This window comes from Methylobacter sp. (assembly GCF_004322395.1).
In the GTDB taxonomy this organism is placed as follows: domain Bacteria; phylum Pseudomonadota; class Gammaproteobacteria; order Methylococcales; family Methylomonadaceae; genus Methylobacter_A.
This window is the reverse complement of record NZ_SCTW01000105.1, coordinates 21,768-43,623: the sequence shown is the minus strand read 5'-3', so window position 1 is coordinate 43,623 and position 21,856 is coordinate 21,768. Positions and strand designations below refer to the sequence as shown.

The following is a 21,856-nucleotide window of genomic DNA, read 5'->3' as shown; positions in this document are numbered from 1 at the left end:
AATTTGCAATATCGGTGCTATACCTTTCTTAAGTTTTGCTGCTAATTTCCCCAAAGAGTATTGCACCGAATCAGATATCGAGCTGGCTTTACCTTACGTCAAAGGCCCGGTAGGATATAAGGTTTTGAATGATTGGGGATTTGTTGAAGAATATCGTAAGATTCCGCTTTATGCTGATGACTGGTTTCAAAACAACAGTGAGAAACTTAATTTAACCGATATAGTTGTACTTTCCCGCTTACATAATAAAATAAGGCAGAAAAATACGTCCGAATTTCCGGTTATCTCCTCTATTCCTGCTGCCAGTAAATTGAAGAATTTTTCACTTTCCCCCGAGTTTTCATTAAATATATTGAGTGAAGCCAAGCAGCAAATAAACGATGCTATGAAAGCGTTTTCGGACTAACAATAGAGCTGAATTGTGTAGGTTAAAATAAAAGTATCTCTTGTTTTTTCGCTATGGAAAAAATGGATTGCTCTTCATAATAACATCAAGACAGTCTTGGCATAATTATGTTCTTGTCAGTCATTGCCTTTTTTAACAATTAGCTGTAGCAGATTTCGTTCACTTTCTGTCAATTCGATTGGTTTTACGTTTCCCCTCATTATAGGGTTATGCTAAAAAACGTCAGGTTATTATGTCTGGCGATTTATTGATAGCTGTAACTTTTCTACTGGGCTTTTCACTTACCATCTTAACTCTTTCCAACAAATCAACACTATCCGAAGCTTTGTCTGTATGGGATAATGAACGATTTATTTTCAGCGATATTTCTTTCTAACCAACATGGCCGCAGGGCGTAAAGGGTATTAATAATGGATGAGAACAAAAAGAAAGCGCTAGGCGCGGCGCTGATGCAGATTGAAAAGCAGTTCGGTAAAGGCTCGGTCATGCGCATGGGTGACGTGGCCGCTTCGCGCGATATCGATGTTGTTTCTACTGGTTCTTTGGGCTTGGATATTGCGCTAGGTTGCGGCGGTTTGCCTCGTGGCCGCGTGGTTGAAATCTATGGCCCTGAATCATCCGGTAAAACGACATTAACGTTGCAAGTCATCGCCGAAATGCAAAAACTCGGCGGTACCGCAGCGTTTGTTGATGCCGAGCATGCGTTAGATCCAGGTTATGCCGAAAAAATCGGGGTTAATGTCGATGATTTGCTGGTGTCCCAGCCGGATACCGGCGAGCAGGCATTGGAAATCACCGATATGCTGGTGCGCTCCGGTGCGGTCGATGTGGTCGTGGTTGACTCGGTTGCTGCGCTAACGCCGAAAGCCGAGATTGAAGGCGATATGGGCGATTCGCATATGGGTTTGCAGGCGCGTTTGATGTCCCAAGCTTTACGGAAGTTGACCGGTAACATTAAGCGTTCTAACACATTGGTTATTTTCATCAACCAGATCAGGATGAAGATCGGCGTCATGTTCGGCAATCCTGAAACTACCACCGGCGGCAACGCGCTTAAGTTTTACGCTTCGGTGCGTTTGGATATCCGGCGTATCGGCTCGATTAAAAAAGGCGAGGAAGTTATCGGCAATGAAACGCGGGTAAAAGTCGTCAAAAATAAAGTTGCGCCACCGTTTAAACAGGCTGAGTTTGAGATTTTATACGGAGAAGGCATTTCCTTTTTGGGCGAGTTGGTCGATCTGGGCGTGAATTACGGCTTTATTCAAAAGTCGGGCTCCTGGTACAGTTACAGCAATGAAAAAATCGGCCAAGGCAAAGATAACGTAAAAGCCTTTTTAAAAGAGCATCCTGAAAAAGCAAAAGAGATTGAAGCAAAAATAAGAGCCGAGGCTTTTGCCAAAAAAGCTGCTCCTCTGATTGAGGAGTCTGTGGTTGATGAGGACGAGTAGTTCGTTTTGATTGAAAAAAGTGAAGCCGGAGTGCCTCACATTGCCGAACAACAAATAAAGGAAATTTGCCTGCGTCTGTTGACGCAAAGAGAACACAGCCAAAAGGAGCTGCTGGATAAGTTGGCTTTAAGAGGTTTCGACAGGGATGACGTGCAGCCTGTCATTGACGAACTGGCTGAACAAGGCTGGCAAGACGATTTAAGGTACGCGGAAAACTATGCCCGGTTTCGTATCGGGAAGGGCTACGGGCCGATTCGTGTGAGCTATGAGCTCAAACAAAACGGCATAGCGGCATTTGATCTTGAAGGCATCGTGCAAGAAGAAGCCGGTAGTTGGATGGCGTTGCTGGAGCAGGTTTACAGTAAAAAGTACCCCCATGATACTGTGTTGGATCGCAATGAATGGGCAAAACGCAGTCGTTTTTTATTGCATCGCGGGTTTTCCGGCGCAATGATCAGTGCGTTGTTTGATGAGTTGGATATTAGATTTCTCTAGGTTGTAAATGGTTAGCGTAACCCGATTTTTTAAAAGCATTTATTTATTATGAAAAAGATGACTAGCGCCCAATTGCGCACTGCCTTTCTGGAATTCTTCCGCGAGCGGGGACATTCCGTGCAGCCTTCAAGCTCACTGGTTCCGGGAAACGATCCGACCCTGCTGTTTACCAATGCCGGCATGGTGCAGTTCAAGGACGTGTTTTTAGGCAGAGACCACCGCGACTATAACAAGGCCGTGACCAGCCAGCGTTGCGTACGGGCGGGCGGCAAGCATAACGACCTGGAAAACGTCGGTTATACCGCAAGGCATCATACTTTTTTTGAAATGCTGGGTAACTTCAGCTTTGGCGATTATTTTAAAAAAGAAGCGATACATTTCGCTTGGGATTTTTTAACCAAGGAACTGGAAATCCCGGCGGAAAAATTATGGATTACCGTTTTTGATGAAGATTCGGAAGCCGAAAAAATCTGGCTGGAGGATGTCGGAGTTTCTGCTGAGCGGTTTTCAAGAATCGGCGCCAAGGATAATTTCTGGTCGATGGGTGATGTCGGGCCTTGCGGGCCATGCACTGAAATATTCTACGATCACGGCGCAGACATTGCCGGTGGTCCTCCGGGATCGCCGGATGAAGATGGCGATAGATATATCGAAATCTGGAATCTGGTATTCATGCAATACGATCGTGCCGCTGACGGCTCGTTAACGCCGTTGCCGAAACCCTCCGTGGATACGGGCATGGGCCTGGAGCGCATTGCAGCTGTATTGCAGGGTGTGCATAGCAATTACGAAATCGATTTGTTCCAAAAACTGTTAAAAGCGGCGGCGGCATTGGCCGGTACTGACGATTTGACCTTAAGCTCATTGCGCGTGATTGCCGACCATATCCGTTCTTGCGCATTCCTGGTGGCGGATGGCGTGATGCCGTCCAATGAAGGGCGCGGTTATGTGGTACGCCGGATTATTCGCCGCGCTATCCGCCACGGTTATCGTTTGGGTATCCGCGATGTGTTCTTTTATAAATTGGTCGCGCCGCTGGCTGAAGAAATGGGTGAAGCTTTCCCTGAACTTAAAGCTGCACAAGAGCAAGTTGAACGGGTACTGAAAAAAGAAGAGGAGCGTTTTGCTGAAACATTAGAGCAAGGCATGAAGATTTTGGAAGCTTGCGTCGCCAAAATGGAAGGTTCAGTAATTCCCGGCGATACCGTATTCCAGCTTTACGATACCTATGGTTTCCCGGTTGATTTAACCGCTGATTTTGCCCGTGAAAATAATCTGACTGTCGATCATGCCGGATTTGAAACCGCGATGTCGGCCCAGCGGGAAAGAGCGAGGTCTGCAAGCAGCTTTGGCGCCGACTACGATCAGGATATCAAACTCGATGCACAGACCGAATTCACCGGCTACAGCCAGCTTGACGATCAAGTGCATATCATCGGTCTTTACAAAAAAGGCCAGCCGGTAGACAGCTTGGAAGATGGCGATGAGGGCGTTGTTATTTTAGATAAAACGCCGTTCTATGCCGAGTCCGGCGGCCAGATCGGCGATTGCGGAAGAATCGAAGCGGATGGTGCGGTATTTGAAGTTACCGATACCCAAAAGCAGGGCGGAAACCTGTTCTTGCATAAAGGTAAATTGGTTGCAGGAACTTTGACTAATGGCCAGTTGTGCGATGCCCGTGTCAGCGCAGAAGATAGAAAAGCAACCGAGCTTAACCATTCGGCGACGCATTTATTGCATGCCGCGTTAAGGCATGTTCTGGGCGATCATGTCGCGCAGAAAGGCTCACTGGTTAATCCTGAACGGTTGCGGTTCGACTTTTCCCATTTTGAACCGGTAACGGCTTTTGAAATCAGCACCGTTGAGCGGATCGTAAATGAACAAATTCGAGCGAATAATCCCGTAAGTGCACAGACCATGGCAAAAGATGACGCGGTTAAAGCCGGTGCAATGGCCTTGTTCGGCGAAAAATACGGCGATGAAGTCAGGGTTTTAAAAATCGGCGAATTCTCGACCGAGCTTTGCGGCGGCACCCATGTCGAGCGGGCAGGGGATATAGGTTGCTTTAAAATCATCAATGAAACCGGCGTAGCGGCAGGCGTAAGAAGAATTGAAGCGGTAACCGGTAGCGGTTGTTTTGATTATATAGCCAGTCGTGATCAAGCGCTTGCCAGCATTGCCGGATTGGTCAAAAGCGCACCTGAAAAAGCGCCTGAAAAAGTCGAGCAGCTGATAGAGAAGAACAGATTGTTGGAAAAACAATTGGAACGTTTGAATGCAAAGCTTGCCAGTTCGGCGGGCAGCGAGCTTAGCGCTCAAGCTGTCGATATCGATGGCATCAAGGTACTGGCGGTTAAGCTGGATGGTGTCGATCCGAAGTCCCTGAAAGATATGATCGATCAGTTGAAAAATAAATTAGCTAGCGCCGCAATTGTTTTAGCGGTCGTCGAGGGCGATAAGGTCAGTTTGATTGCCGGTGTAACTAAAGATCAAATGGGACGGATAAAAGCCGGTGATCTGGTTAATTTTGTCGCTACTCAAATCGGCGGAAAAGGCGGCGGCAGACCCGATATGGCACAGGCCGGGGGCAATGATCCGTCCGGTTTGGCTGGCGCATTGGCTCAGGTTCCTGCCTGGGTGAAAACGCAACTTGGCGCGTAAGAAGGTTTTATTAAATGGCATTATATGTATACAAATTCGGCGGCACCTCGGTAGGTAATGTCGAGCGCATTAAAGCGGTCGCCGAAAAAGTCAAAAAAGCCCACGATTTGGGCGATCAAATCGTCGTCGTGGTTTCCGCGATGAGCGGCGAAACCAATCGTTTGGTTGCGTTGGCAAAAGACATGCAGCAACACCCTAACGAGCGGGAAATGGATGTGTTGCTGTCAACCGGCGAGCAGGTCACCGTTTCTCTGTTAAGCATGGCTTTGCATGAGCTGGGTTGCGATTCCTGTTCTTACACCGGCAGCCAGGTAAAAATCCTGACCGACAGCAGTCATACCAAGGCGCGGATACGCAAAATAGACGACGCACGCATTCGCAATCATCTTAACGAAGGTAAGGTGGTTGTGGTTGCCGGTTTTCAGGGTGTGGATGAGAACGACAATATCACCACGCTGGGGCGCGGCGGTTCGGATACTACTGCGGTGGCCTTGGCGGCAGCCTTAAAAGCCGATGAATGTCATATTTATACCGATGTCGACGGCGTTTACACTACCGATCCCAGGGTCGAGCCTAAAGCCCGCAGGCTGGATAAAATCACTTTTGAGGAAATGCTGGAAATGGCCAGTTTGGGCTCGAAAGTATTGCAGATCAGGTCGGTGGAATTTGCCGGCAAATATAACGTTGCGTTACGCGTATTATCATCATTTACAGAAGGTAAGGGCACGCTCATTACCTACGAGGATTCACAAGTGGAAAGTGCTTTAATTTCAGGAATCGCATTTAATCGGGATGAGGCTAAGTTAACCATCACCGGAGTGCCTGATTTACCTGGTGTGGCGTTTAAAATTCTGGGGCCGATTGCCGATGCCAATATCGAAGTTGATATGATTATCCAGAACATCGCCGATGACTCGACCACTGATTTTACCTTTACAGTGCATCGCAATGACTACCAGCGGGCGAAAACCTTGCTGGATAAAACCTGTGTTGAACTAGGAGCCAGGAATGTTACCGGCGACGATAGCATTGTCAAAGTATCGATTGTGGGTGTAGGTATGCGTTCCCATGCGGGCATTGCCAGCACCATGTTTAAGGCGCTGGCTGATGAAAGCATCAACATCAGAATGATCTCGACATCCGAGATTAAAATATCGGTTGTAGTCGATGAAAAGTATCTAGAGCTCGCGGTCAGGGCGCTGCATGGCGCGTTTAAATTAGATCAGGAAATAGAATCTTAGACTTTATTTATAAGAAAAAGCTGCTATAATTGCCCGTCTTGGTTGGATGCTGTTTAAGAACAGTTCGTTTTTAACATATATAGGGAGTAGCCATGCTTATCTTGACTCGTCGGGTAGGAGAGACTTTGATGATTGGTGATGAAGTTACCGTCACTGTTCTCGGAGTTAAAGGAAATCAGGTTCGCATAGGTGTTAACGCACCAAAAGAAGTCTCTGTACACAGGGAAGAGATCTACGAAAGGATCAAAAAGGAACAGAATGGGTCGGCAGGCTCGGCTGGATCTGAAGAGTAATCGTAGTAGAGATTTATGAGTGTGCTACGCACTCGCTAGCTGATGGATGTGGGCTTGTTTTAAGTAAGGTGCAAAGCATTTCACAAGTTTCTTGTGAAGTCGGTTAGTGTTTGCGCTTAAACATCATTAAGTAAAGAAGTTATGTTAGCTTTTGAGGGAAGTCCTCAAAATATCTTTAGGCACAAGGTTGTAGCTTAAAGATAAATCATCTATATGGAGAGTTGGCCGAGAGGCCGAAGGCGCTCCCCTGCTAAGGGAGTATGTGCCAAAAGCGCATCGAGGGTTCGAATCCCTCACTCTCCGCCATTTAGATAATTGATTTTAAAATAAAAATCAATGTTCATAGGAAATATCCGGCGGTAGTTAGCGGTTGAAAATCGTCAGTATTAATCGGATTAATTCAAAAATACCCATTCTTAGTTTGCGGCTTACTAGCTCGGGCATTCTCGATTCCGCTTGGATAAGAATCTGAGTGTTGATGATGACTTATGCAGACAGGTCGATTTGGGTTCCCAATTGGTCTTTGTTGCCGTTTTGAGTGTTCTGGTTTTTTCTCAATAATTCGGCCTGTGCTTGGGCAGTCATTGCTGTCGCACTTGCGGCAACTTGCATGTCGGGGCCGGAAGGCTCGGCCGGAGCCAGGGCGGCTCGCCTGATGGTGTCGGCTTTTCGTAGCGTTGCGGCTGGATCGCCGGGAACCGGAGAGGTATCTATATTGACTTCGCCGCCAATTGCATACCGAATCCCATCGGGACCTTGCTGATATTCAAAACTGGCCCCGCTCGTAGCAATACCTCCGGCCGCAGCCAGATGCGCCGCCTCATGTGCCCTGACTTCAGCGTCTCTTTGTTTAAGCTCGCTGACGACTTTTAGGTCGGAATCGCTAAGTTCACCGGTTTTTTTATTGTTTGTTGATTCGGAACCATCGGTTTTTAATGCCGATTTTTGCTGAGCTTTTTGATCTGGGTCGTTTGTTGAGGCGACCGATTGCGGCTGGGAATAATCGGCTTTTGGGCTGGTGAATCTATTATTGGATATGGAAGAAATCATGATGCACCTTCACATCTAATAAACTATTTGAAGTTTAATAAACAATTAGTTAATAGTCTATAGATAAATAAATTAACGTATAATGGCTTAATTTATTCGTCTATTTTTGATGTCCAAAACTGATTTAATTAAGCAACTTGCCCACCAGTTACCGAATTGTCTTAACCAAGACAGGCACGCATTAAAGCGTCAATTAGATCGCTGCCGCAGCAAAAAGTCGGAGGAAGAATTGAACAAGTTGGCGAGCCGTATCGAAAGATCGGTTGCAGTCAGAGACAAGCGCCTTGCCAGTATTCCGGTACTGACATTTCCCGATTTGCCGGTGACCGGTAAAAAGGACGATATCGCCAAGCTGATCCAGGAAAATCAGGTCGTGGTCGTCTGCGGCGAAACCGGTTCCGGCAAAACCACGCAGTTACCCAAGATTTGCCTGTCGATAGGCAGAGGCGCGACGGGATTTATCGGCCACACCCAGCCCAGGCGAATTGCGGCGCGCACGGTTGCCGACCGTATTGCCGAAGAACTTGGCGAACCGATCGGCAAATCGGTCGGTTACAAAATCCGCTTTAACGATAAAACCCACGCGGATTCATTGGTTAAGCTGATGACCGACGGTATTCTGCTGGCCGAGTCGCAAAACGATCCTTACTTAAATCAATACGACACGATTATCATCGATGAGGCGCATGAGCGCAGTTTAAACATCGATTTTTTGATCGGTTACATGAAATGGTTGCTGCCGAAACGGCCCGATTTAAAGCTGATCATCACCTCGGCAACCATTGATACGGAACGTTTTTCAGATCACTTCAATAAAGCGCCGATTATCGAGGTTTCCGGGCGCACATATCCTGTGGATATTCGTTATCGGCCCATCGTCCCGAAGGAGGAAGCGGACGACGAAAAGGCAACGGATGAAACCGGCGACGAATTGCAAAACGCAATACTTGATGCGGTTGATGAACTGTACCGGGATTTGCGCGGCGATATATTGATTTTTCTGAGCGGCGAACGGGAAATCAGGGAAACGACCGATTCACTGAAAAAGCACCACCCGACCCAATATGAAATCCTGCCGTTATATTCAAAGCTCAGCGTCAGCGAGCAGGAGCGGGTATTCAAACCCAAAGGCGGCAAACTGCGCATCGTTCTGGCGACCAATGTTGCGGAAACCTCGTTGACGGTGCCGGGCATCCGCTGTGTGATCGACACCGGCCATGCACGTATCAGCCGTTACAGCCATCGCAGCAAAATCCAGCGTCTGCCGATTGAACGCATCTCGCAATCTTCCGCCAACCAAAGGGCAGGGCGCTGTGGCCGTGTTGCCGAAGGTATTTGCATCAGGCTGTATTCGCATGACGATTATTTAGCCCGGCCGGAGTTCACCGAACCGGAAATCATGCGCACCAATTTGTCCGCGGTTATTTTGCAGATGATCTCGTTGAATCTCGGCGACATTGAAGAATTCCCGTTCATTGAGCCGCCCGAAGATAAGATGATCCGCGACGGCAAGACCGTGCTGCATGAAGTCAACGCACTGGATAAATCCGGCAAGCTGACCGACGTCGGCAAACAGCTGGCCAAATTCCCGACCGACCCGAAGCTCGCCAGAATGCTGATCGCCGCCGCGCATGAGCATTGTTTAACCGAAGTCGCGATTATCGTTTCTGCGTTAAGCGTGCAAGACCCGCGCGAAAAACCGGCCGACAAAATGGCGCAAGCCGACCAAAAACATGCGGCGTTTCGTCATCCCGAGTCCGATTTTTTAACCATCTTAAATATCTGGAATACCTACGAGGAAAAGAAAAAGCACCTGTCCAACAGTAAGCTGCGCAAATATTGTACCGACAATTTTCTGTCTTATATGAGGATGCGCGAGTGGTTCGACATCCACGCGCAAATCATGCAGGTGGTTAAGGGCGATTTAAAAATGACCCCAAACACCGACGATCCGGGTTATGAAAAAATTCATCGCGCGTTATTGCCGGGCCTGTTGTCCAATATCGGTTTTCGCCATGAACAATACGAATATCTCGGCGCACGTGGCCTGAAGTTTTTTATCTTCCCCGGTTCCGGCTTGCATAAGCTCAAACCCAAATGGATCATGGCCGCAGAACAGGTCGAAACCAGCAAGGTTTATGCACGCAATGTCGCCCGGATCGAGCCGGAATGGATAGAACAATGCGCCGCGCATCTGGTCAAGCATAACTATTACGACCCGCACTGGGAAAAGAAAGGTGCGCGTTGCATGGTGTCTTCACGGACTTTGCTGTACGGCTTGACGCTGCAAGCCGGGCGTAAGATTCCTTACGACCATGTCGATGCCAAGGCTGCACGGGAGATTTTTATCCGCTCGGCGCTGGTCGATCATGATTATCACAGCAACGCGCCGTTCTATGTCGCCAACCAGAAACTGCTCGAAGAAGTGGGCATGATCCAGCACAAAGGCCGCCGGGTCGATTTGGTCGAGGACGAGCAATGGCTTTATGAGTTCTACGACAGCAAACTGCCGTCCGAGGTAGTCAGCGGCGTTACGTTGGATACTTGGCGCAAGACAGCCGAGCGCACCAACCCGAAAATCCTGTTTTTAACCAAGGAGGATTTAACGCGGGAACACGAAGAAGATTATGTCAACGAATGGGATTTCCCGGACAGCAAGAAGATCGGCAACCTGAGCATCCCGCTGCAATACCGCTTCGAGCCGGGCCATGATGAAGACGGCGTGACGGCAATTATTCCGGTGCATCAATTGAACCAGGTCTCGCAAATGGCTTTCGACTGGCTGGTGCCGGGCTTGCTGGAAGAAAAATGCATCGCGTTGATTAAAGCCCTGCCCAAAAACATCAGGAAACACTTTGTGCCGGTGCCTGAGACCGTCAAACAATGTCTTGAAATCGAACCGGACTTTAAAGGTTCGTTGCAGGAATGGTTGGGCAACCGCTTAAAAAAACTGACCGGCGAGGCGATTCCGCTCAATGCTTGGAATACCGAGACCTTGACCGATCACTTGAGGATGAATTTCAGAGTTGTAGACGATCAAGGCCAGCTGCTGGATTACGGCCGCGACCTGAAAAAATTGCAGCTCAAGCATACCGCCAAAGCCGGGGACAGTTTCGACCAGATCGCCGCCGACGAGCTGAACTACACCGGCTGCATCGGCTGGGCATTCGACGATCTGCCGGAGACTTACCAGTTTATCCAGAAAGGACAAGCTTTTGTCGGCTATCCCGCGATCATCGATGAAGGCGATGCGGTCGGCGTGCGCATTTTCGACACCGAGCAAAAAGCCGCGTTACAGCATCAGGCCGGATTAATGCGTTTGTTTCAGCTACAATTGCGCAAGGAATGCACGTATATATTGAAAAACATGCCGAAGTCGGCAGCGGCAGAACTGACTTATAACCGCTTGCCGAAACATCCGGTTGTCGGTAATGACGCCGAGGTTTCGTATAAAGACGACATACTTTATGTCGCCCTGCATAGCGTATTTGTCGAAGGCCGAACCATCCGTACCCAGCAGGCGTTTGAGCAAAGCTTACAGCAGAATAAATCCGGGCTGATCAGCGCCGCCAATGAAGCCGGGAAAATCGCGCTGGAAATTATGGAACTTTACGGCGCAATCAAAACTCAGCTTAACCGCTTCAATGGGAATGATCCGCTGGCTAAAGACATTAACGAACAGTTGGACTTGCTGATTTATGCAGGGTTCATCCGCAACACGCCTTATCAAGAGCTCAAAGCCATTCCGCGCTATTTGAAGGCTGTACAATACCGGCTGGATAAACGCGACAACACGCTGCAAAAAGTCCAGGAAGCCAGCCGTTATGCGACACGGTTTTGGACGGACGTGGAGAAGAAGGCCAAGAAAGACAAGGTTATCCCTGAGCAGGACCCGTATCGATGGATGTTAGAGGAATTCAGGGTTTCGTTGTTCGCCCAGCAGCTTAAAACCGCTTATCCGGTTTCGGCAAAGCGGATGGATAAGGCTTGGGATGAGAGAGGGTGATGCTGCGTTTCGTACCCTAAAAGAAGGTAAACAAACGAAAAATTGCAAAGCAAATCTTCAGGGCTTTTTTGATGGTCAGGTGGAGCTATTGGATAGGCTTTTCAGTTGCCAATGCTAATTTTGGATCGATAAGGCCGCCGACCAATAAAGATAGGGTGTTTGAGATAGCGAATTCATACGGATTTTCTATTGAGCTTATGTAAGGAAATACTTTTTCTATAATTTCTGATGAATTTTCTGATGTTTCCTCTCCCAGAGAAAAAAGCTCAGAATTTGGTCTATATTTGTTTGCTAGTTCAAACACGGATGGCTTGAAATGAATTGCCTTTTCTTTAGACGTCATCAGTTCGTCTTCTGGTATTCGTGATAAAACAATTAAATTAGCGTTACTATTCTTCGATGTACGTTGAAACACAAATGAAAAATATGGGTTTACATCTTCTTTTATCATTTCAAAACGTACATCTTTTAATCTTTCCAAACCAATAAATTGCAGGAATAAGTCCTTGCTAACAAACACAGCTTGTTTGTCATGATGCCAACAAAACAATGCACAGTACATAGCCAGGCTGCGATGCTGGCGTCTAGCATCTTCTCGTACTGCATGTCTTATTTTATAAAGAGCCATTTAATTTTCCTTAATCTATTGCATCACGTTATGGTAAAAGGCTCTTCGCACACAGGGTCTACTATTACAATTGTCTCAATCAAACGGTAATTTGAGAAAATGTTGAATCTGAAATCCTACCGTTACGCATCAGTAACAGCATGAATAATAAGGCACTTATGAAAAATATAATTGATGGCGGCATGGAAACAGCTTGCACAGTTTGTTGGTAATTACTATACCAAACAAAACTATTTCCAGCGGTAAAACCGCTTCCATCAGGCTGAAACGCCACCATCCAGTTCAATGGTGGTGTGTACCCGGATAAGGAGTTATAAGAATTCAACGATAGTGGTGCGAATAAATTAAGGCCAGGATTGCGATAAAAATATGCCCCCATGTACGTTCCATAGCTATATAGACTTGGATCATTTACATTCACATCGTTTAAATCGAAAGAATAAGTAGCAATAGGAAAATTTATTTTAAAAGTATTGATTGGGGTAACATAATTAAATAGACCTCTTGAATAAACCGAAACTGCGTCATCATATGCATATGACCCATTAATAGGATTCCCCCAATTATATGGACTACCCGCAATCTCAGTGAGCATCGGAACATTACCACCATCAAGTTGGGCGGTAAAATCAACATTAATTAGTTGCGCCGAAACCAGGGATGAACAACAGGACAATATTAATATCGAAAATATTCTTTTTTGTATCATAATAAAACCTATGTAATGTAATTCCTCACAACCCAGGATTTAGACACACTGCAAATCTGAATTACTGTACTTCATATAATAGTATCTGCATGTGACAGAACGATGAACGCTGTAAGGTGATGATATAGACCCAAGCGGGACGGGGTTTGCAACCACGTCCCTAACGTTTCTTCGATGCCTGAGCTAAGCGACTACATTTAATTGCCGCCTTACGTTTCGGATGGGGCAACATGCCCCCCGTCCCGTCCGGCTCGGTCAACTAGCCAAGCAGGATACCATAATAGAGTACCATTTCCCTAGTCTCCAGCAGGCGACTCCATTTCCCAAACACAATGAGGGCATCATTATGCAAGCGGTTAAACAAGAAGCTCTGAACACTATCGCCCGGCTCCCGGAAGACGCCGACATGGAAGAGATCATGTACCGGCTCTATGTGCTGGAAAATATCCGGCGCGGACAGCAAGACGTAACCCAAGGCAAAACCCAATCCGCTGAAGAGGTACTCAGAGATATTCAAACATGGTGAAATGGACGGGTCATGCCTTGGAGCAGCTTCGCCATATTCACGATTATATCGCCCATGATTCACCGCTTTACGCCAAACGAGTCAGCGAAGCGATAGTGCGTAAAACAGTTGGACTTGACGAACTTCCTTATCAGGGTCGCAAGGTGCAAGAACTGAATGAAGAGTATATCCGTGAATTAGGTTTGTATTCATACCGGATTATTTATGAAATAAAAACCGACCATGTTGAGATTCTTGCGGTGATTCATAAACGGCGGGATTTTGCACCGGAGGATTTACCTTGAATGCGGTAAGGGGCAATCCTTAGCGTGTAATAGGCTTTAGCCGTATTGCACCGCATGTTGTATTCGCTGGTTCCCAAGCTCCAGCTTGGGAACCCAGTTGTGGAAGCTCTAGCTTCCCGTCCCCCATCACCGCACCAAAGGGGCAACCATGCCTAGAAGCCGCTATCGCGTCCAATGCAACCCTTGTCCACACTTCCTAACCGCAACGGTAAACCACTGGCTGCCGTTGTTTACCCGCCCGGAAACCGTAAATATTGTGCTGGACTCTTGGCGATTTTTACAGCAGGACTCGGGCTTCCAGCTATACGGCTATGTCATACTTGAAAATCACCCATCTTATCGCCGCTTCGGAAGATTTAAGTCATGATATGCAACGATTTAAATCTTATACGGCGAAGCAAATCATCGCGCATCTGGAACAATGTCGCTCGGTTAAGTTGTTGGAACTGCTTGCGTTCTTCAAGCGTGCTCATAAACAAGAAACTACGTATCAGGTATGGGAAGAAGGCAATCATCCGCAAATCATCGAATCTGAGGCGGTTATGCATCAGAAGTTGGATTACATTCATCAAAATCCTGTGAAACGCGGCTATGTAGATCAACCTGAGCATTGGCGCTATTCCAGCGCACGTAATTATGCCGGACAGGCCGGGTTGATTGAGGTGATAAGGGCGTGGTGAGTTACTCGGGAAGCTGGAGCTTCCAAGACTGGGTTCCCAAGCTGGAGCTTGGGAACCAGCGTAGCTTTAGTAAGCTATGACACTTACTAAGGTCACAGCCATGTTATCGCCAACTTCAACCTTCGAGCAATCTGATAATATTACGTCGAGACTGTTATCAACGCTGTAAGGCGGATTCGCCGTTAGGCAATCTGCCATAAACGGAGTCCTGAACCTGATCCTTGCTCTGACTTTTCCAAGCGGGGGACTTTTTTACGTCGAATTGTCTTTAATATTGTGCGTCGCCTAATGCGTCTACTTTGGGTGATTGGCGGTTTGCTGACGCGAAACCGCCCTACGACTACTCGGTCAATTAGTACAGCAATAGCTGCACAATTAAATGCCTTAAATCCCGTTGGGATAGTCGTAGCTGTAATGCTTACGCAATGGCTTGACCACTTCCCATTGGCTATCCAGTCCTGCGTGGAACGATACCAGATCACCAGGCAGAATACGTACCGGCTCTCCGCCTGCCGGCGTTACCAGAATTTCGCCATCCAACACATAGGCGCATTCAGTTTCATCAAAATCTATCGGGAATTTTGAGATTTCTTTTTCCCAGATTTCCCAGCCGGAAACTCCAAGCTCTTTTAATCGCTCTTCACTAGGATTGTGTTCGATGGTAATTTTGCTCATGTTCTGCCTTAAAAATTAAAATTATTGAGGAACGATTTTAGCATTAGGCCTGACTTTGTGCTATTTGCTACCAATAATTGCTTAAGGTGGGCTCTGATATTACAGAATTACAGGCGGCAATTTGTACGCCGCATCTTACCAATCTGCATCCACAACTCTGTATTTGTACTAATAGTTATTCGATGTAGCAGAGGCTACATTGCTTGGCATTCTTTAGAATCAAGAAACCATGACTTAATGGTTATGTCTTGCGGGGGTGATGTTTGTCGCCACGCTGTTTTTTGCACAGGAAAACCAAATCTCATGCAACAAGAAGAAAGACTCAGGTATTTGAAAGGTGTTCTTATTGCGGTTGGCATCATTTTCATCGCAGGAGTTCCTGTGCTGATGATGTGGGCGTGGCCTGCGGGTTGGGCTTGGATGCCGCGGCAACCGGAATACGAGCAGATGATTATGGGTGTTTACGCCACGTTGGGAGTTTTTTTAATACGGGCGGCGAAAGATCCTTTAGCCAATGCAAGTCTTATATGGTTCACGGTCTGGTCGAGCATTGTCCACGCTGGAATAATGCTTGTTCAGGCTATTGCTGATGAAACAGAACGGGCAAATCTACTGGGCGATGTGCCGGCTTTATTTCTGGTGGCATTTGTCCTGTGGTATCTCATGCCCAAAAGCGCTGAGGCGTAATGAATGCTGTAAGGCGTGTTCATTTTATGCTTTAACAGGTCGCTGTTAAACAATCCAGCCCAGCGCTTTTGGGGATGAGGAAACGACGATATGATATTCAGAAGACTATCAGCTGTACTCGTGATCTTTATCATGTTGTTAACTGGCGAAAGTTCCACGGCTCGTGATGGAGGCGGGGAACGTGGAGGGAGTCTTATTCGAGTCGAACGCCTTGAAGGATTCCGTCGCCATGACCATGGTGAGATTAGATTTGTTGCTGATTCATCTTCATCCTTTTCCTTACCAGACTTCTATTATTGGCCTTACTATTCCTTTTCTCCCTATTATTCCTCGCCGAGTACTATAACGCCATCGACTCCCCCAGCTTATATAGATCAAGGGACTGCGCCATACTCCCAACCACTTGCACCGAGCAATTTGGACTATTGTTCAGATCCTGCAGGTTACTATCCCTATGTGAGAGAATGTCCGTCAGGATGGCGAAGAATTGAGCCTCCGCTCATAGAACAGCAGCCCGGCTACCGGTATTACTGCACCCATCCTGCCGGTCCCCGTTCATTACTTAGGGAATGTTCACCTGTCTGGCGGAATGTTGTTCCTTAACGGAAAAAGTTCCTCCAAGCGGGATGGGGTTTGCAATCTCGTCCCTAACGTTTTTGGGATGTCTGAGCTGAGCGGCTATATTTAATTGCCGCCTTACGTTTCGGACGGGACAACATGCCCCGTCCGGTTGTTGATTTGTAATGGTTTGGGCTTGCAACCACGCCTCCCAGTTGATCAAAAGGTGTACAATGGCTTTGGATTGGCAGCCATGCAGAGTACGATAAATTACTTGGTTAACACAAAAAAGCTCCAGATTTTTCCTTATGCTTTCTTCAAAATAAACTCGATTATGTATCAATCAAGACTTGACGCTTTTTCCGAACACCAAATGCCCCACAACATTTTCCTTATTTACACAGCTTTTCCTATATCAAGATTATGAAACGAATTTTATCCACGCTCATTTTTTGCCTCGGCCTTGCTCATTATCCGGTAGCAGCCGATGCTGGCGCGCCGCCGAAGATAACTGCTGCTGAACTTGAACGCCAAATTCACCAACAGATAAACCGGGTGCGGCAAAATCACGGATTGTCCCAATTGGATAGGGATGAGCTACTTGCAGCCATTGCCCGCCAGCATAGCAGCGACATGGCGAGCTATCATTTTTTTAGCCACACGAATTTGCAGGGGGAAGGTCCCGTCGAGCGAGCCCAAAAGCTGGGTTGGAACAAGAAAAAGCAACGCGACGCCAATACCTGGGCAGTCGGTCCAGGTGAAAATATATTTATGAATAATCTTTACGATAAGGTCGTTACGATTAAAGAAAACGGTGTCGCGGTAAAAAAAGAATACGCCTGGAAGACTCAGGAAGAAATTGCGCAATCGACCGTGCAGGGTTGGATGGACAGCCCGCCGCATCGAAAAAATATCCTGTCGCCGGACTACGATCAGCAAGGCATTGGAGTTACTATTTCAGGACACGAAATTTATGTCACGGAGGATATGTTTTAACTGAGCGTTTTAGAAAACCCGAAGGGTCGTAGGATGCGATGAGTTCAAAACGCATCCTACGAAATTTTTTGTCCTATTAAGCACGTTTCGGTCAATGAATTCGATCTTCAAAATCTCTGAGCCGTCGTTCCGCTTCATCTTTTCCCATTCCATAACGCTCCTGGATTTTACCTAGCAGCACATCTCGCTTGCCTGCGATTTGATCAAGTTCGTCATCAGTCAAATCACCCCAGGTTTCTTTTATTTTACCTTTAAATTGTTTCCAATTGCCTTCCTATTTGATCCCAAGCCATGGCTATTCTCCTTAAGTCATATCAAAGAAAAAATTCCCATTACAGGAAGATTAGTTAGAGACGAACTATATGCTTCGTCGTAAACTTAAAAAAAAACATAAGCTCAATATCGGAAACGGTCTGTACTTTGCCGCACACAAGTATTTATGGCTTTAGCACGGCAGGTAAGGATTTGATTTAGATAATTTAAAATATAGATACTTGAAATCGATTGCTCATTGGCGGCTTCATTCCCATACACAACAAGGGCATTATCGTGCAAACGGTTAAACAAGAAGCTCAATATATTACGTTAACCAACAGAGAAAATTTATGACTGACTTGAATGAAGCAAAGACTAAAGCAGCCGCTGCTTATAATGCCGCATCCGATTTGTTCGACCATCCGGCCAATACCTTTTGGGACCGGTTCGGTCGCAACACCGTCAATCGTCTCGATTTAAAACCTGGCGCATCGGTGCTTGATGTATGCTGCGGCAGCGGAGCATCTGCTTTACCTGCGGCCGAGCAAGTCGGACACAACGGCCATGTTATTGGAATCGATGTTGCGGAAAAACTGCTTAACCTTGCCAGCGTCAAAGCGAAAAACCAAGGCTTAAATAACGTTGAATTCCGGCTTGGCGATATGCTTGATACCGGCTTTGCAGGCGACAGCTTCGACGCGGTGGTTTGTGTGTTCGGAATATTTTTTGTACCCGATATTCCGGCAGCTATTCGTGAGCTATGGCGCGTGTTGCGCCCGGGCGGAAAACTTGCAATTACCACATGGGGGCCGGATTTCTTTGAACCGGGTAACACGGTATTTTGGAACGCGGTTCGCGATGTTAGACCCAGTCTATACAAGGGCTTCAACCCATGGGATCGTATCTCCGAACCGTCCACTCTCTGCGCCATGTTAAACGAAGCTGGGGTGCCCGAGCCATTGATCGTGGCCGAGCAAGCAAATCACCCAATAGCATCGGCAGAAGACTGGTGGACGACGCTGCTCGGATCGGGTTATCGAGGTACCATCGAGCAAATGGAACCGGAAATGGTCGAGTATGTTCGTCAAGCGAATTTTTCATTTATCTCGAATGCTCGGATTCAAGAGGTTCAGGCAAATGTACTTTATGCGGTTGCCGACAAGGTTTAATACTCCTTACGTTTTACGATGCCTGAACTCTTAACCAACGCAAAACCGTTCAATCTAGAAAAATCATTTGATCCACGAAAATCAAAAGTAGGCGCTTTAGGTGACACAAAAAGCACGAAAAAATTCAAATAGATACCCGTTGCAGGTAGTCACCCAAAGGGTGAATGACTAAATCAATGGAACATAGTAATTTCTTTTGTGTCTTTCGTGGACTAACTGCGTTTTTTAGGTTCAAGCGAGGCACATGCCTCGCTTGAACCTAAGTTAAGATATTATTTTTTTACAAAGTAATAATAGCCGCCAAATTTTCCTTTCAGGGTCATGCTCTTGTCGTCTTTTTCCACTAAAGTAAATACGTCAAACCTGTCATTACCCAGCAGAGCAACTTTTAATTTACCGTCTTCTATTTCGTAATTTACCGGCGGTTGATCATAGAATTTTCCGTCGCGCGGAATATGTAAGATCGTTACTTTGCCACCTTTAAATACCCAGGTATCTTCCCTCGGAATCGGTTCTTTATCGGTTAAAGAGTTTTTGGTGGATTGCAGCTTCCAAGTGCCCTCTACTTCTTCTTTGGATTGCAGGGTAATATCGGCATAAACAGCGCCGGCAAATGCGGATAAAATCAATAAAATTGCCGCTAGATTTATTCTTTTCATGTTTACTTTCCTATTTTAATTTAAATAATCCTAAAAAACCGACTGGTGCTGTACGAGTATCTATAAGATAGGAAATTCAATTGCTTAGATCAATAAGCGCTATTGCCTATATCATGTGAATCGCTATTGAGCTGAATGCCATACATCAGCTATTTTTTTAATGCCAAATGATTTTTGAGGATAAGGGACTGGCTTACGCGCTGTGGAGAACTATATCGCGCATCAAATGATCCAATCGCTTCTGGGACGCGCCCAACTTGAAGCGCTGTTCGATACTTCCGTATCGCAGTCAAGTATGCGCCGGAAATGGCTGAACCAACAGCGGTTTGTTATGTATTGCAGGAAAAGGCTGTTTTTAATGGTCGTTCTTCAGCCAATCCATGCCGGTATGACGTTATCTCGTTACTTAGGAACCGGGACCTGATCCAATGCCTTGGCAATAAACCACCACTGAAAACCTATGCCCAAAAGCACGGTGATATGTAGAATCTCATGGGGGCCGATTATGCCGGGAAGTATTGTTAGTTTTTGGCGGTACTCAATAACTGCCCCTACCGTATAGAAAATGCCGCCAAGCACCAGCGGCTGAATAAAAGCAAAGCCATATCTTCGCCACAGATGAAACCCCATTAACAGTCCCATCCAGCCAAGACCCAGATAGAAAGACAAGCCTAACCATTCCGGTATTGATGTAAAAAAAATTGTTTTTACGATAAGACCACTGATGGCCAGAACCCAAGCGATAGCAAGAAATCCCCATCTTAAAAATCCGGTAAAGAGAATGCAGTGTATTGGCGTAAAGGTGCCGGCGATAACTAGAAAAATCGCCGCATGGTCGAGCCGTTGAAAAACCGTATGCGCGGTTCCGGCCATCGCCAACAAATGATAAATACCGCTAACCAGTAATAAAAAAATACAGGAACCGGAAAATACAGCCAGTGAGATGATGCGGATGCTCGACCCTTTGCCCTGCCGAAGCATGAGGATGGCCTGATAAGTAAAAAATATCGCACCTAAAAAGTGAGTTATTGAACTCAAAGGGTGAGTAAAACCAAACACGGGATAAATAGCTGACATAGTGAAAAATACCTCCAACTTTATCTTGCAGCGTTCAAGAAATAATATTCTCAAAAAAGATAATCTTACAAGACCGTGACTTACCTACCAATCAACAGCTATCGGGACAGTTCGCTATTGCTTAAAATCAGTCAGCTTTGCCAATAAATAGTCTAAATCTTTTTCCGTGTGCTCTGCTGAAACCTGTAACCTGATTTCCTGTTCGCCTTGAGGGACAACCGGGTAATTCAAGCCTGTAACCAGGATATTATTCGCTAATAAATATTCGACCAACGCCGATGTTTTTTCTGTATTCCTGATCAGGATCGGTACGATAGGATGCTCTCCTTGTAAAGTTTCAAAGCCCAGTTGTTCAAGTCCCGACCTGAGGCGAACGCTAAATACCCGCAGTTTATCCAGTAAACGTAAGCCTTCATCACTGGTAACAATGTCTAAAGCGGCACTTGCCGCGGCCGCTTCAGCCGGTGTAATCGGATTCGAATAAATATAAGACGGCGAGGTTTCCCGTAAATAATCAATGACCACCGAATCGGCAACGACGTAGCCGCCATTAACGCCAAAGGCTTTGCCGAGCGTAGCGATTAAAATATCCGCCCTGCCTTGGCTATATTCTTCCGTGCCCCGGCCGGTTTGCCCAAAAGCGCCAACGCCGTGAGAATCGTCGACAATAGTAATAATCCCTTGTTCATACGTATCTTCATGCCGTTGACAGCGGGCGTTTATTTTACTGAGATCGGCATAATCGCCGCGCATGCTGAAAATTCCGTCAGTAACCAAGCAAACGCGTTTGATCCTGCCTTTGTATGTTTCAAGGATTTTGTCCAAGGCATCAAAATCGGCATGAGCATAAATTTCTTTGCTTGCGGGTTGGGATAATCGTATCGCATTGATAATGCAGTTATGATTCAGCGCATCGCTGACAACTAAAGTGTCGTTAGAAATAAATTGAGGTAATACGCCGGTCATCGTCGTATAAGCGGAACTAAACAGCATTGCCGATTCACGGCCATGAAATTCGGCCAGCTTTTGCTCCAGCTTAATATGCGCTTGGTAAGTGCCGCTGATAAAGCGGACCGCTCCGGGGCCGGTGCCGAATTTTTCAGCGGCTTCAGCTTCCGCTTTGACGACCTGCGGATGCGTGGCAAGCCCCAGATAGGAGTTAGAATTCATGCGCAAGAAAGCCCTGTCGCCGTAGCCTTCAAGAAAATACCGAGGGCCGAAACCATCACTAGCCGTTTTCATGCCGGTAATGATTTTTTCATTACCTTTGCATACACCTTGTTTTTGTAATTCGGTTAATTTGTCGGTCAACAGCGGTTCTAATTTTTTCAGTGACATAAACGCCTCCGTTTA

General features: G+C 46.6%; 19 protein-coding genes, 1 tRNA gene and 2 pseudogenes. 14 read left to right on the top strand and 8 right to left on the bottom strand.

Translation table 11 applies throughout. The annotated features are described in order from the left end of the window. From EPO18_RS14785 to EPO18_RS14755, 7 genes and pseudogenes are all read left to right on the top strand, one after another. Positions 1 to 406 (top strand): annotated as a pseudogene (locus EPO18_RS14785) (HDOD domain-containing protein); the annotation flags it as partial. A gap of 410 nt (positions 407 to 816) precedes the next feature. After that, positions 817 to 1,854 (top strand): recombinase RecA, encoded by a 1,038-nt coding sequence (gene recA / locus EPO18_RS14780; RefSeq protein WP_292434493.1) that lies wholly within the window; start codon positions 817 to 819, stop codon positions 1,852 to 1,854. Positions 1,855 to 1,860: 6 nt separating this feature from the next. After that, the gene (locus EPO18_RS14775; RefSeq protein ID WP_292434491.1) at positions 1,861 to 2,349 is read left to right on the top strand and encodes a regulatory protein RecX; all 489 of its coding nucleotides are present in this window, start codon (positions 1,861 to 1,863) and stop codon (positions 2,347 to 2,349) included. Between the two features lie 48 nt (positions 2,350 to 2,397). Beyond that, positions 2,398 to 5,010, top strand: coding sequence for an alanine--tRNA ligase (gene alaS / locus EPO18_RS14770; RefSeq protein WP_292434490.1), 2,613 nt, complete (start codon positions 2,398 to 2,400; stop codon positions 5,008 to 5,010). 14 nt (positions 5,011 to 5,024) lie between these two features. Beyond that, on the top strand, positions 5,025 to 6,251 hold the full coding sequence (locus EPO18_RS14765; protein ID WP_292434488.1) for an aspartate kinase: 1,227 nt from the start codon (positions 5,025 to 5,027) through the stop codon (positions 6,249 to 6,251). Positions 6,252 to 6,343: 92 nt separating this feature from the next. After that, positions 6,344 to 6,544 (top strand): carbon storage regulator CsrA, encoded by a 201-nt coding sequence (csrA, locus tag EPO18_RS14760; RefSeq protein WP_292434486.1) that lies wholly within the window; start codon positions 6,344 to 6,346, stop codon positions 6,542 to 6,544. Between the two features lie 215 nt (positions 6,545 to 6,759). Beyond that, positions 6,760 to 6,850: transfer RNA gene (locus tag EPO18_RS14755), tRNA-Ser, on the top strand. Between the two features lie 180 nt (positions 6,851 to 7,030). On the opposite strand, the gene EPO18_RS14750 is transcribed toward EPO18_RS14755, so the two are convergent. Then, a complete protein-coding gene (locus EPO18_RS14750) occupies positions 7,031 to 7,594 on the bottom strand; it encodes a putative metalloprotease CJM1_0395 family protein (RefSeq protein WP_292434484.1) in 564 nt (187 codons plus the stop codon). Positions 7,595 to 7,703: 109 nt separating this feature from the next. Between EPO18_RS14750 and hrpA the strand changes: the two genes are divergently transcribed. Further along, positions 7,704 to 11,600 (top strand): ATP-dependent RNA helicase HrpA, encoded by a 3,897-nt coding sequence (gene hrpA, locus EPO18_RS14745; RefSeq protein ID WP_292434482.1) that lies wholly within the window; start codon positions 7,704 to 7,706, stop codon positions 11,598 to 11,600. A gap of 85 nt (positions 11,601 to 11,685) precedes the next feature. On the opposite strand, the gene EPO18_RS14740 is transcribed toward hrpA, so the two are convergent. Together EPO18_RS14740 and EPO18_RS14735 are read right to left on the bottom strand one after the other, a co-directional pair. Then, positions 11,686 to 12,228, bottom strand: coding sequence for a hypothetical protein (locus EPO18_RS14740; RefSeq protein WP_292434480.1), 543 nt, complete (start codon positions 12,226 to 12,228; stop codon positions 11,686 to 11,688). 79 nt (positions 12,229 to 12,307) lie between these two features. Continuing rightward, entirely contained in the window at positions 12,308 to 12,937 is a 630-nt protein-coding gene (locus tag EPO18_RS14735) for a hypothetical protein (protein WP_292434478.1), read from the bottom strand. Positions 12,938 to 13,283: 346 nt separating this feature from the next. Here EPO18_RS14735 and EPO18_RS14730 point away from each other — a divergent pair, with 346 nt between their 5' ends. The 3 genes and pseudogenes from EPO18_RS14730 (at position 13,284) to EPO18_RS14720 (ending at position 14,427) form a co-directional block, all read left to right on the top strand. Beyond that, the gene (locus EPO18_RS14730) at positions 13,284 to 13,463 is read left to right on the top strand and encodes a hypothetical protein (RefSeq protein ID WP_292434476.1); all 180 of its coding nucleotides are present in this window, start codon (positions 13,284 to 13,286) and stop codon (positions 13,461 to 13,463) included. Continuing rightward, the gene (locus EPO18_RS14725) at positions 13,457 to 13,747 is read left to right on the top strand and encodes a type II toxin-antitoxin system RelE/ParE family toxin (protein ID WP_292434474.1); all 291 of its coding nucleotides are present in this window, start codon (positions 13,457 to 13,459) and stop codon (positions 13,745 to 13,747) included. The genes EPO18_RS14730 and EPO18_RS14725 overlap by 7 nt, the downstream gene beginning before the upstream one ends. Before the next feature lie 148 nt (positions 13,748 to 13,895). After that, positions 13,896 to 14,427, top strand: a pseudogene (locus tag EPO18_RS14720) (REP-associated tyrosine transposase). 384 nt (positions 14,428 to 14,811) lie between these two features. Here the strand turns inward: EPO18_RS14720 and EPO18_RS14715 are convergent. After that, positions 14,812 to 15,102 carry a cupin domain-containing protein gene (locus tag EPO18_RS14715; RefSeq protein WP_292434472.1) on the bottom strand — a complete coding sequence of 97 codons (291 nt, stop codon included), beginning with the start codon at positions 15,100 to 15,102 and terminating at the stop codon, positions 14,812 to 14,814. 303 nt (positions 15,103 to 15,405) lie between these two features. Here EPO18_RS14715 and EPO18_RS14710 point away from each other — a divergent pair, with 303 nt between their 5' ends. Together EPO18_RS14710 and EPO18_RS14705 are read left to right on the top strand one after the other, a co-directional pair. Next, the gene (locus EPO18_RS14710) at positions 15,406 to 15,789 is read left to right on the top strand and encodes a DUF6632 domain-containing protein (protein WP_292434470.1); all 384 of its coding nucleotides are present in this window, start codon (positions 15,406 to 15,408) and stop codon (positions 15,787 to 15,789) included. Positions 15,790 to 16,770: 981 nt separating this feature from the next. Further along, entirely contained in the window at positions 16,771 to 17,343 is a 573-nt protein-coding gene (locus EPO18_RS14705; protein WP_292434468.1) for a CAP domain-containing protein, read from the top strand. Positions 17,344 to 17,434: 91 nt separating this feature from the next. Here the strand turns inward: EPO18_RS14705 and EPO18_RS14700 are convergent, their stop codons facing one another. Then, on the bottom strand, positions 17,435 to 17,566 hold the full coding sequence (locus EPO18_RS14700) for a CsbD family protein (RefSeq protein WP_472850904.1): 132 nt from the start codon (positions 17,564 to 17,566) through the stop codon (positions 17,435 to 17,437). A gap of 382 nt (positions 17,567 to 17,948) precedes the next feature. On the opposite strand from EPO18_RS14700, the gene EPO18_RS14695 reads away from it, so the two are divergent. Next, the gene (locus EPO18_RS14695) at positions 17,949 to 18,767 is read left to right on the top strand and encodes a class I SAM-dependent methyltransferase (protein WP_292434467.1); all 819 of its coding nucleotides are present in this window, start codon (positions 17,949 to 17,951) and stop codon (positions 18,765 to 18,767) included. A gap of 272 nt (positions 18,768 to 19,039) precedes the next feature. Here the strand turns inward: EPO18_RS14695 and EPO18_RS14690 are convergent, their stop codons facing one another. From EPO18_RS14690 to EPO18_RS14680, 3 genes are all read right to left on the bottom strand, one after another. Beyond that, the gene (locus tag EPO18_RS14690; RefSeq protein WP_292434465.1) at positions 19,040 to 19,426 is read right to left on the bottom strand and encodes a hypothetical protein; all 387 of its coding nucleotides are present in this window, start codon (positions 19,424 to 19,426) and stop codon (positions 19,040 to 19,042) included. Positions 19,427 to 19,828: 402 nt separating this feature from the next. Continuing rightward, positions 19,829 to 20,503 carry a PAQR family membrane homeostasis protein TrhA gene (trhA, locus tag EPO18_RS14685; protein ID WP_292434463.1) on the bottom strand — a complete coding sequence of 225 codons (675 nt, stop codon included), beginning with the start codon at positions 20,501 to 20,503 and terminating at the stop codon, positions 19,829 to 19,831. Between the two features lie 114 nt (positions 20,504 to 20,617). Further along, positions 20,618 to 21,841 carry an aminotransferase class I/II-fold pyridoxal phosphate-dependent enzyme gene (locus tag EPO18_RS14680; protein ID WP_292434461.1) on the bottom strand — a complete coding sequence of 408 codons (1,224 nt, stop codon included), beginning with the start codon at positions 21,839 to 21,841 and terminating at the stop codon, positions 20,618 to 20,620. Positions 21,842 to 21,856 lie beyond the last annotated feature (15 nt).

Coding starts and splice junctions, on each gene's coding strand:
- EPO18_RS14735 (WP_292434478.1), bottom strand. CDS start 12,937: ATGATACAAAAAAGAATATTTTCGATATTAATATTGTCCTGTTGTTCA.
- EPO18_RS14715 (WP_292434472.1), bottom strand. CDS start 15,102: ATGAGCAAAATTACCATCGAACACAATCCTAGTGAAGAGCGATTAAAA.
- EPO18_RS14710 (WP_292434470.1), top strand. CDS start 15,406: ATGCAACAAGAAGAAAGACTCAGGTATTTGAAAGGTGTTCTTATTGCG.
- trhA (WP_292434463.1), bottom strand. CDS start 20,503: ATGTCAGCTATTTATCCCGTGTTTGGTTTTACTCACCCTTTGAGTTCA.
- EPO18_RS14695 (WP_292434467.1), top strand. CDS start 17,949: ATGACTGACTTGAATGAAGCAAAGACTAAAGCAGCCGCTGCTTATAAT.
- EPO18_RS14740 (WP_292434480.1), bottom strand. CDS start 12,228: ATGGCTCTTTATAAAATAAGACATGCAGTACGAGAAGATGCTAGACGC.
- EPO18_RS14725 (WP_292434474.1), top strand. CDS start 13,457: ATGGTGAAATGGACGGGTCATGCCTTGGAGCAGCTTCGCCATATTCAC.
- hrpA (WP_292434482.1), top strand. CDS start 7,704: ATGTCCAAAACTGATTTAATTAAGCAACTTGCCCACCAGTTACCGAAT.
- EPO18_RS14750 (WP_292434484.1), bottom strand. CDS start 7,594: ATGATTTCTTCCATATCCAATAATAGATTCACCAGCCCAAAAGCCGAT.
- EPO18_RS14765 (WP_292434488.1), top strand. CDS start 5,025: ATGGCATTATATGTATACAAATTCGGCGGCACCTCGGTAGGTAATGTC.
- EPO18_RS14690 (WP_292434465.1), bottom strand. CDS start 19,426: ATGAAAAGAATAAATCTAGCGGCAATTTTATTGATTTTATCCGCATTT.
- EPO18_RS14730 (WP_292434476.1), top strand. CDS start 13,284: ATGCAAGCGGTTAAACAAGAAGCTCTGAACACTATCGCCCGGCTCCCG.
- EPO18_RS14680 (WP_292434461.1), bottom strand. CDS start 21,841: ATGTCACTGAAAAAATTAGAACCGCTGTTGACCGACAAATTAACCGAA.
- recA (WP_292434493.1), top strand. CDS start 817: ATGGATGAGAACAAAAAGAAAGCGCTAGGCGCGGCGCTGATGCAGATT.
- alaS (WP_292434490.1), top strand. CDS start 2,398: ATGAAAAAGATGACTAGCGCCCAATTGCGCACTGCCTTTCTGGAATTC.
- EPO18_RS14705 (WP_292434468.1), top strand. CDS start 16,771: ATGAAACGAATTTTATCCACGCTCATTTTTTGCCTCGGCCTTGCTCAT.
- csrA (WP_292434486.1), top strand. CDS start 6,344: ATGCTTATCTTGACTCGTCGGGTAGGAGAGACTTTGATGATTGGTGAT.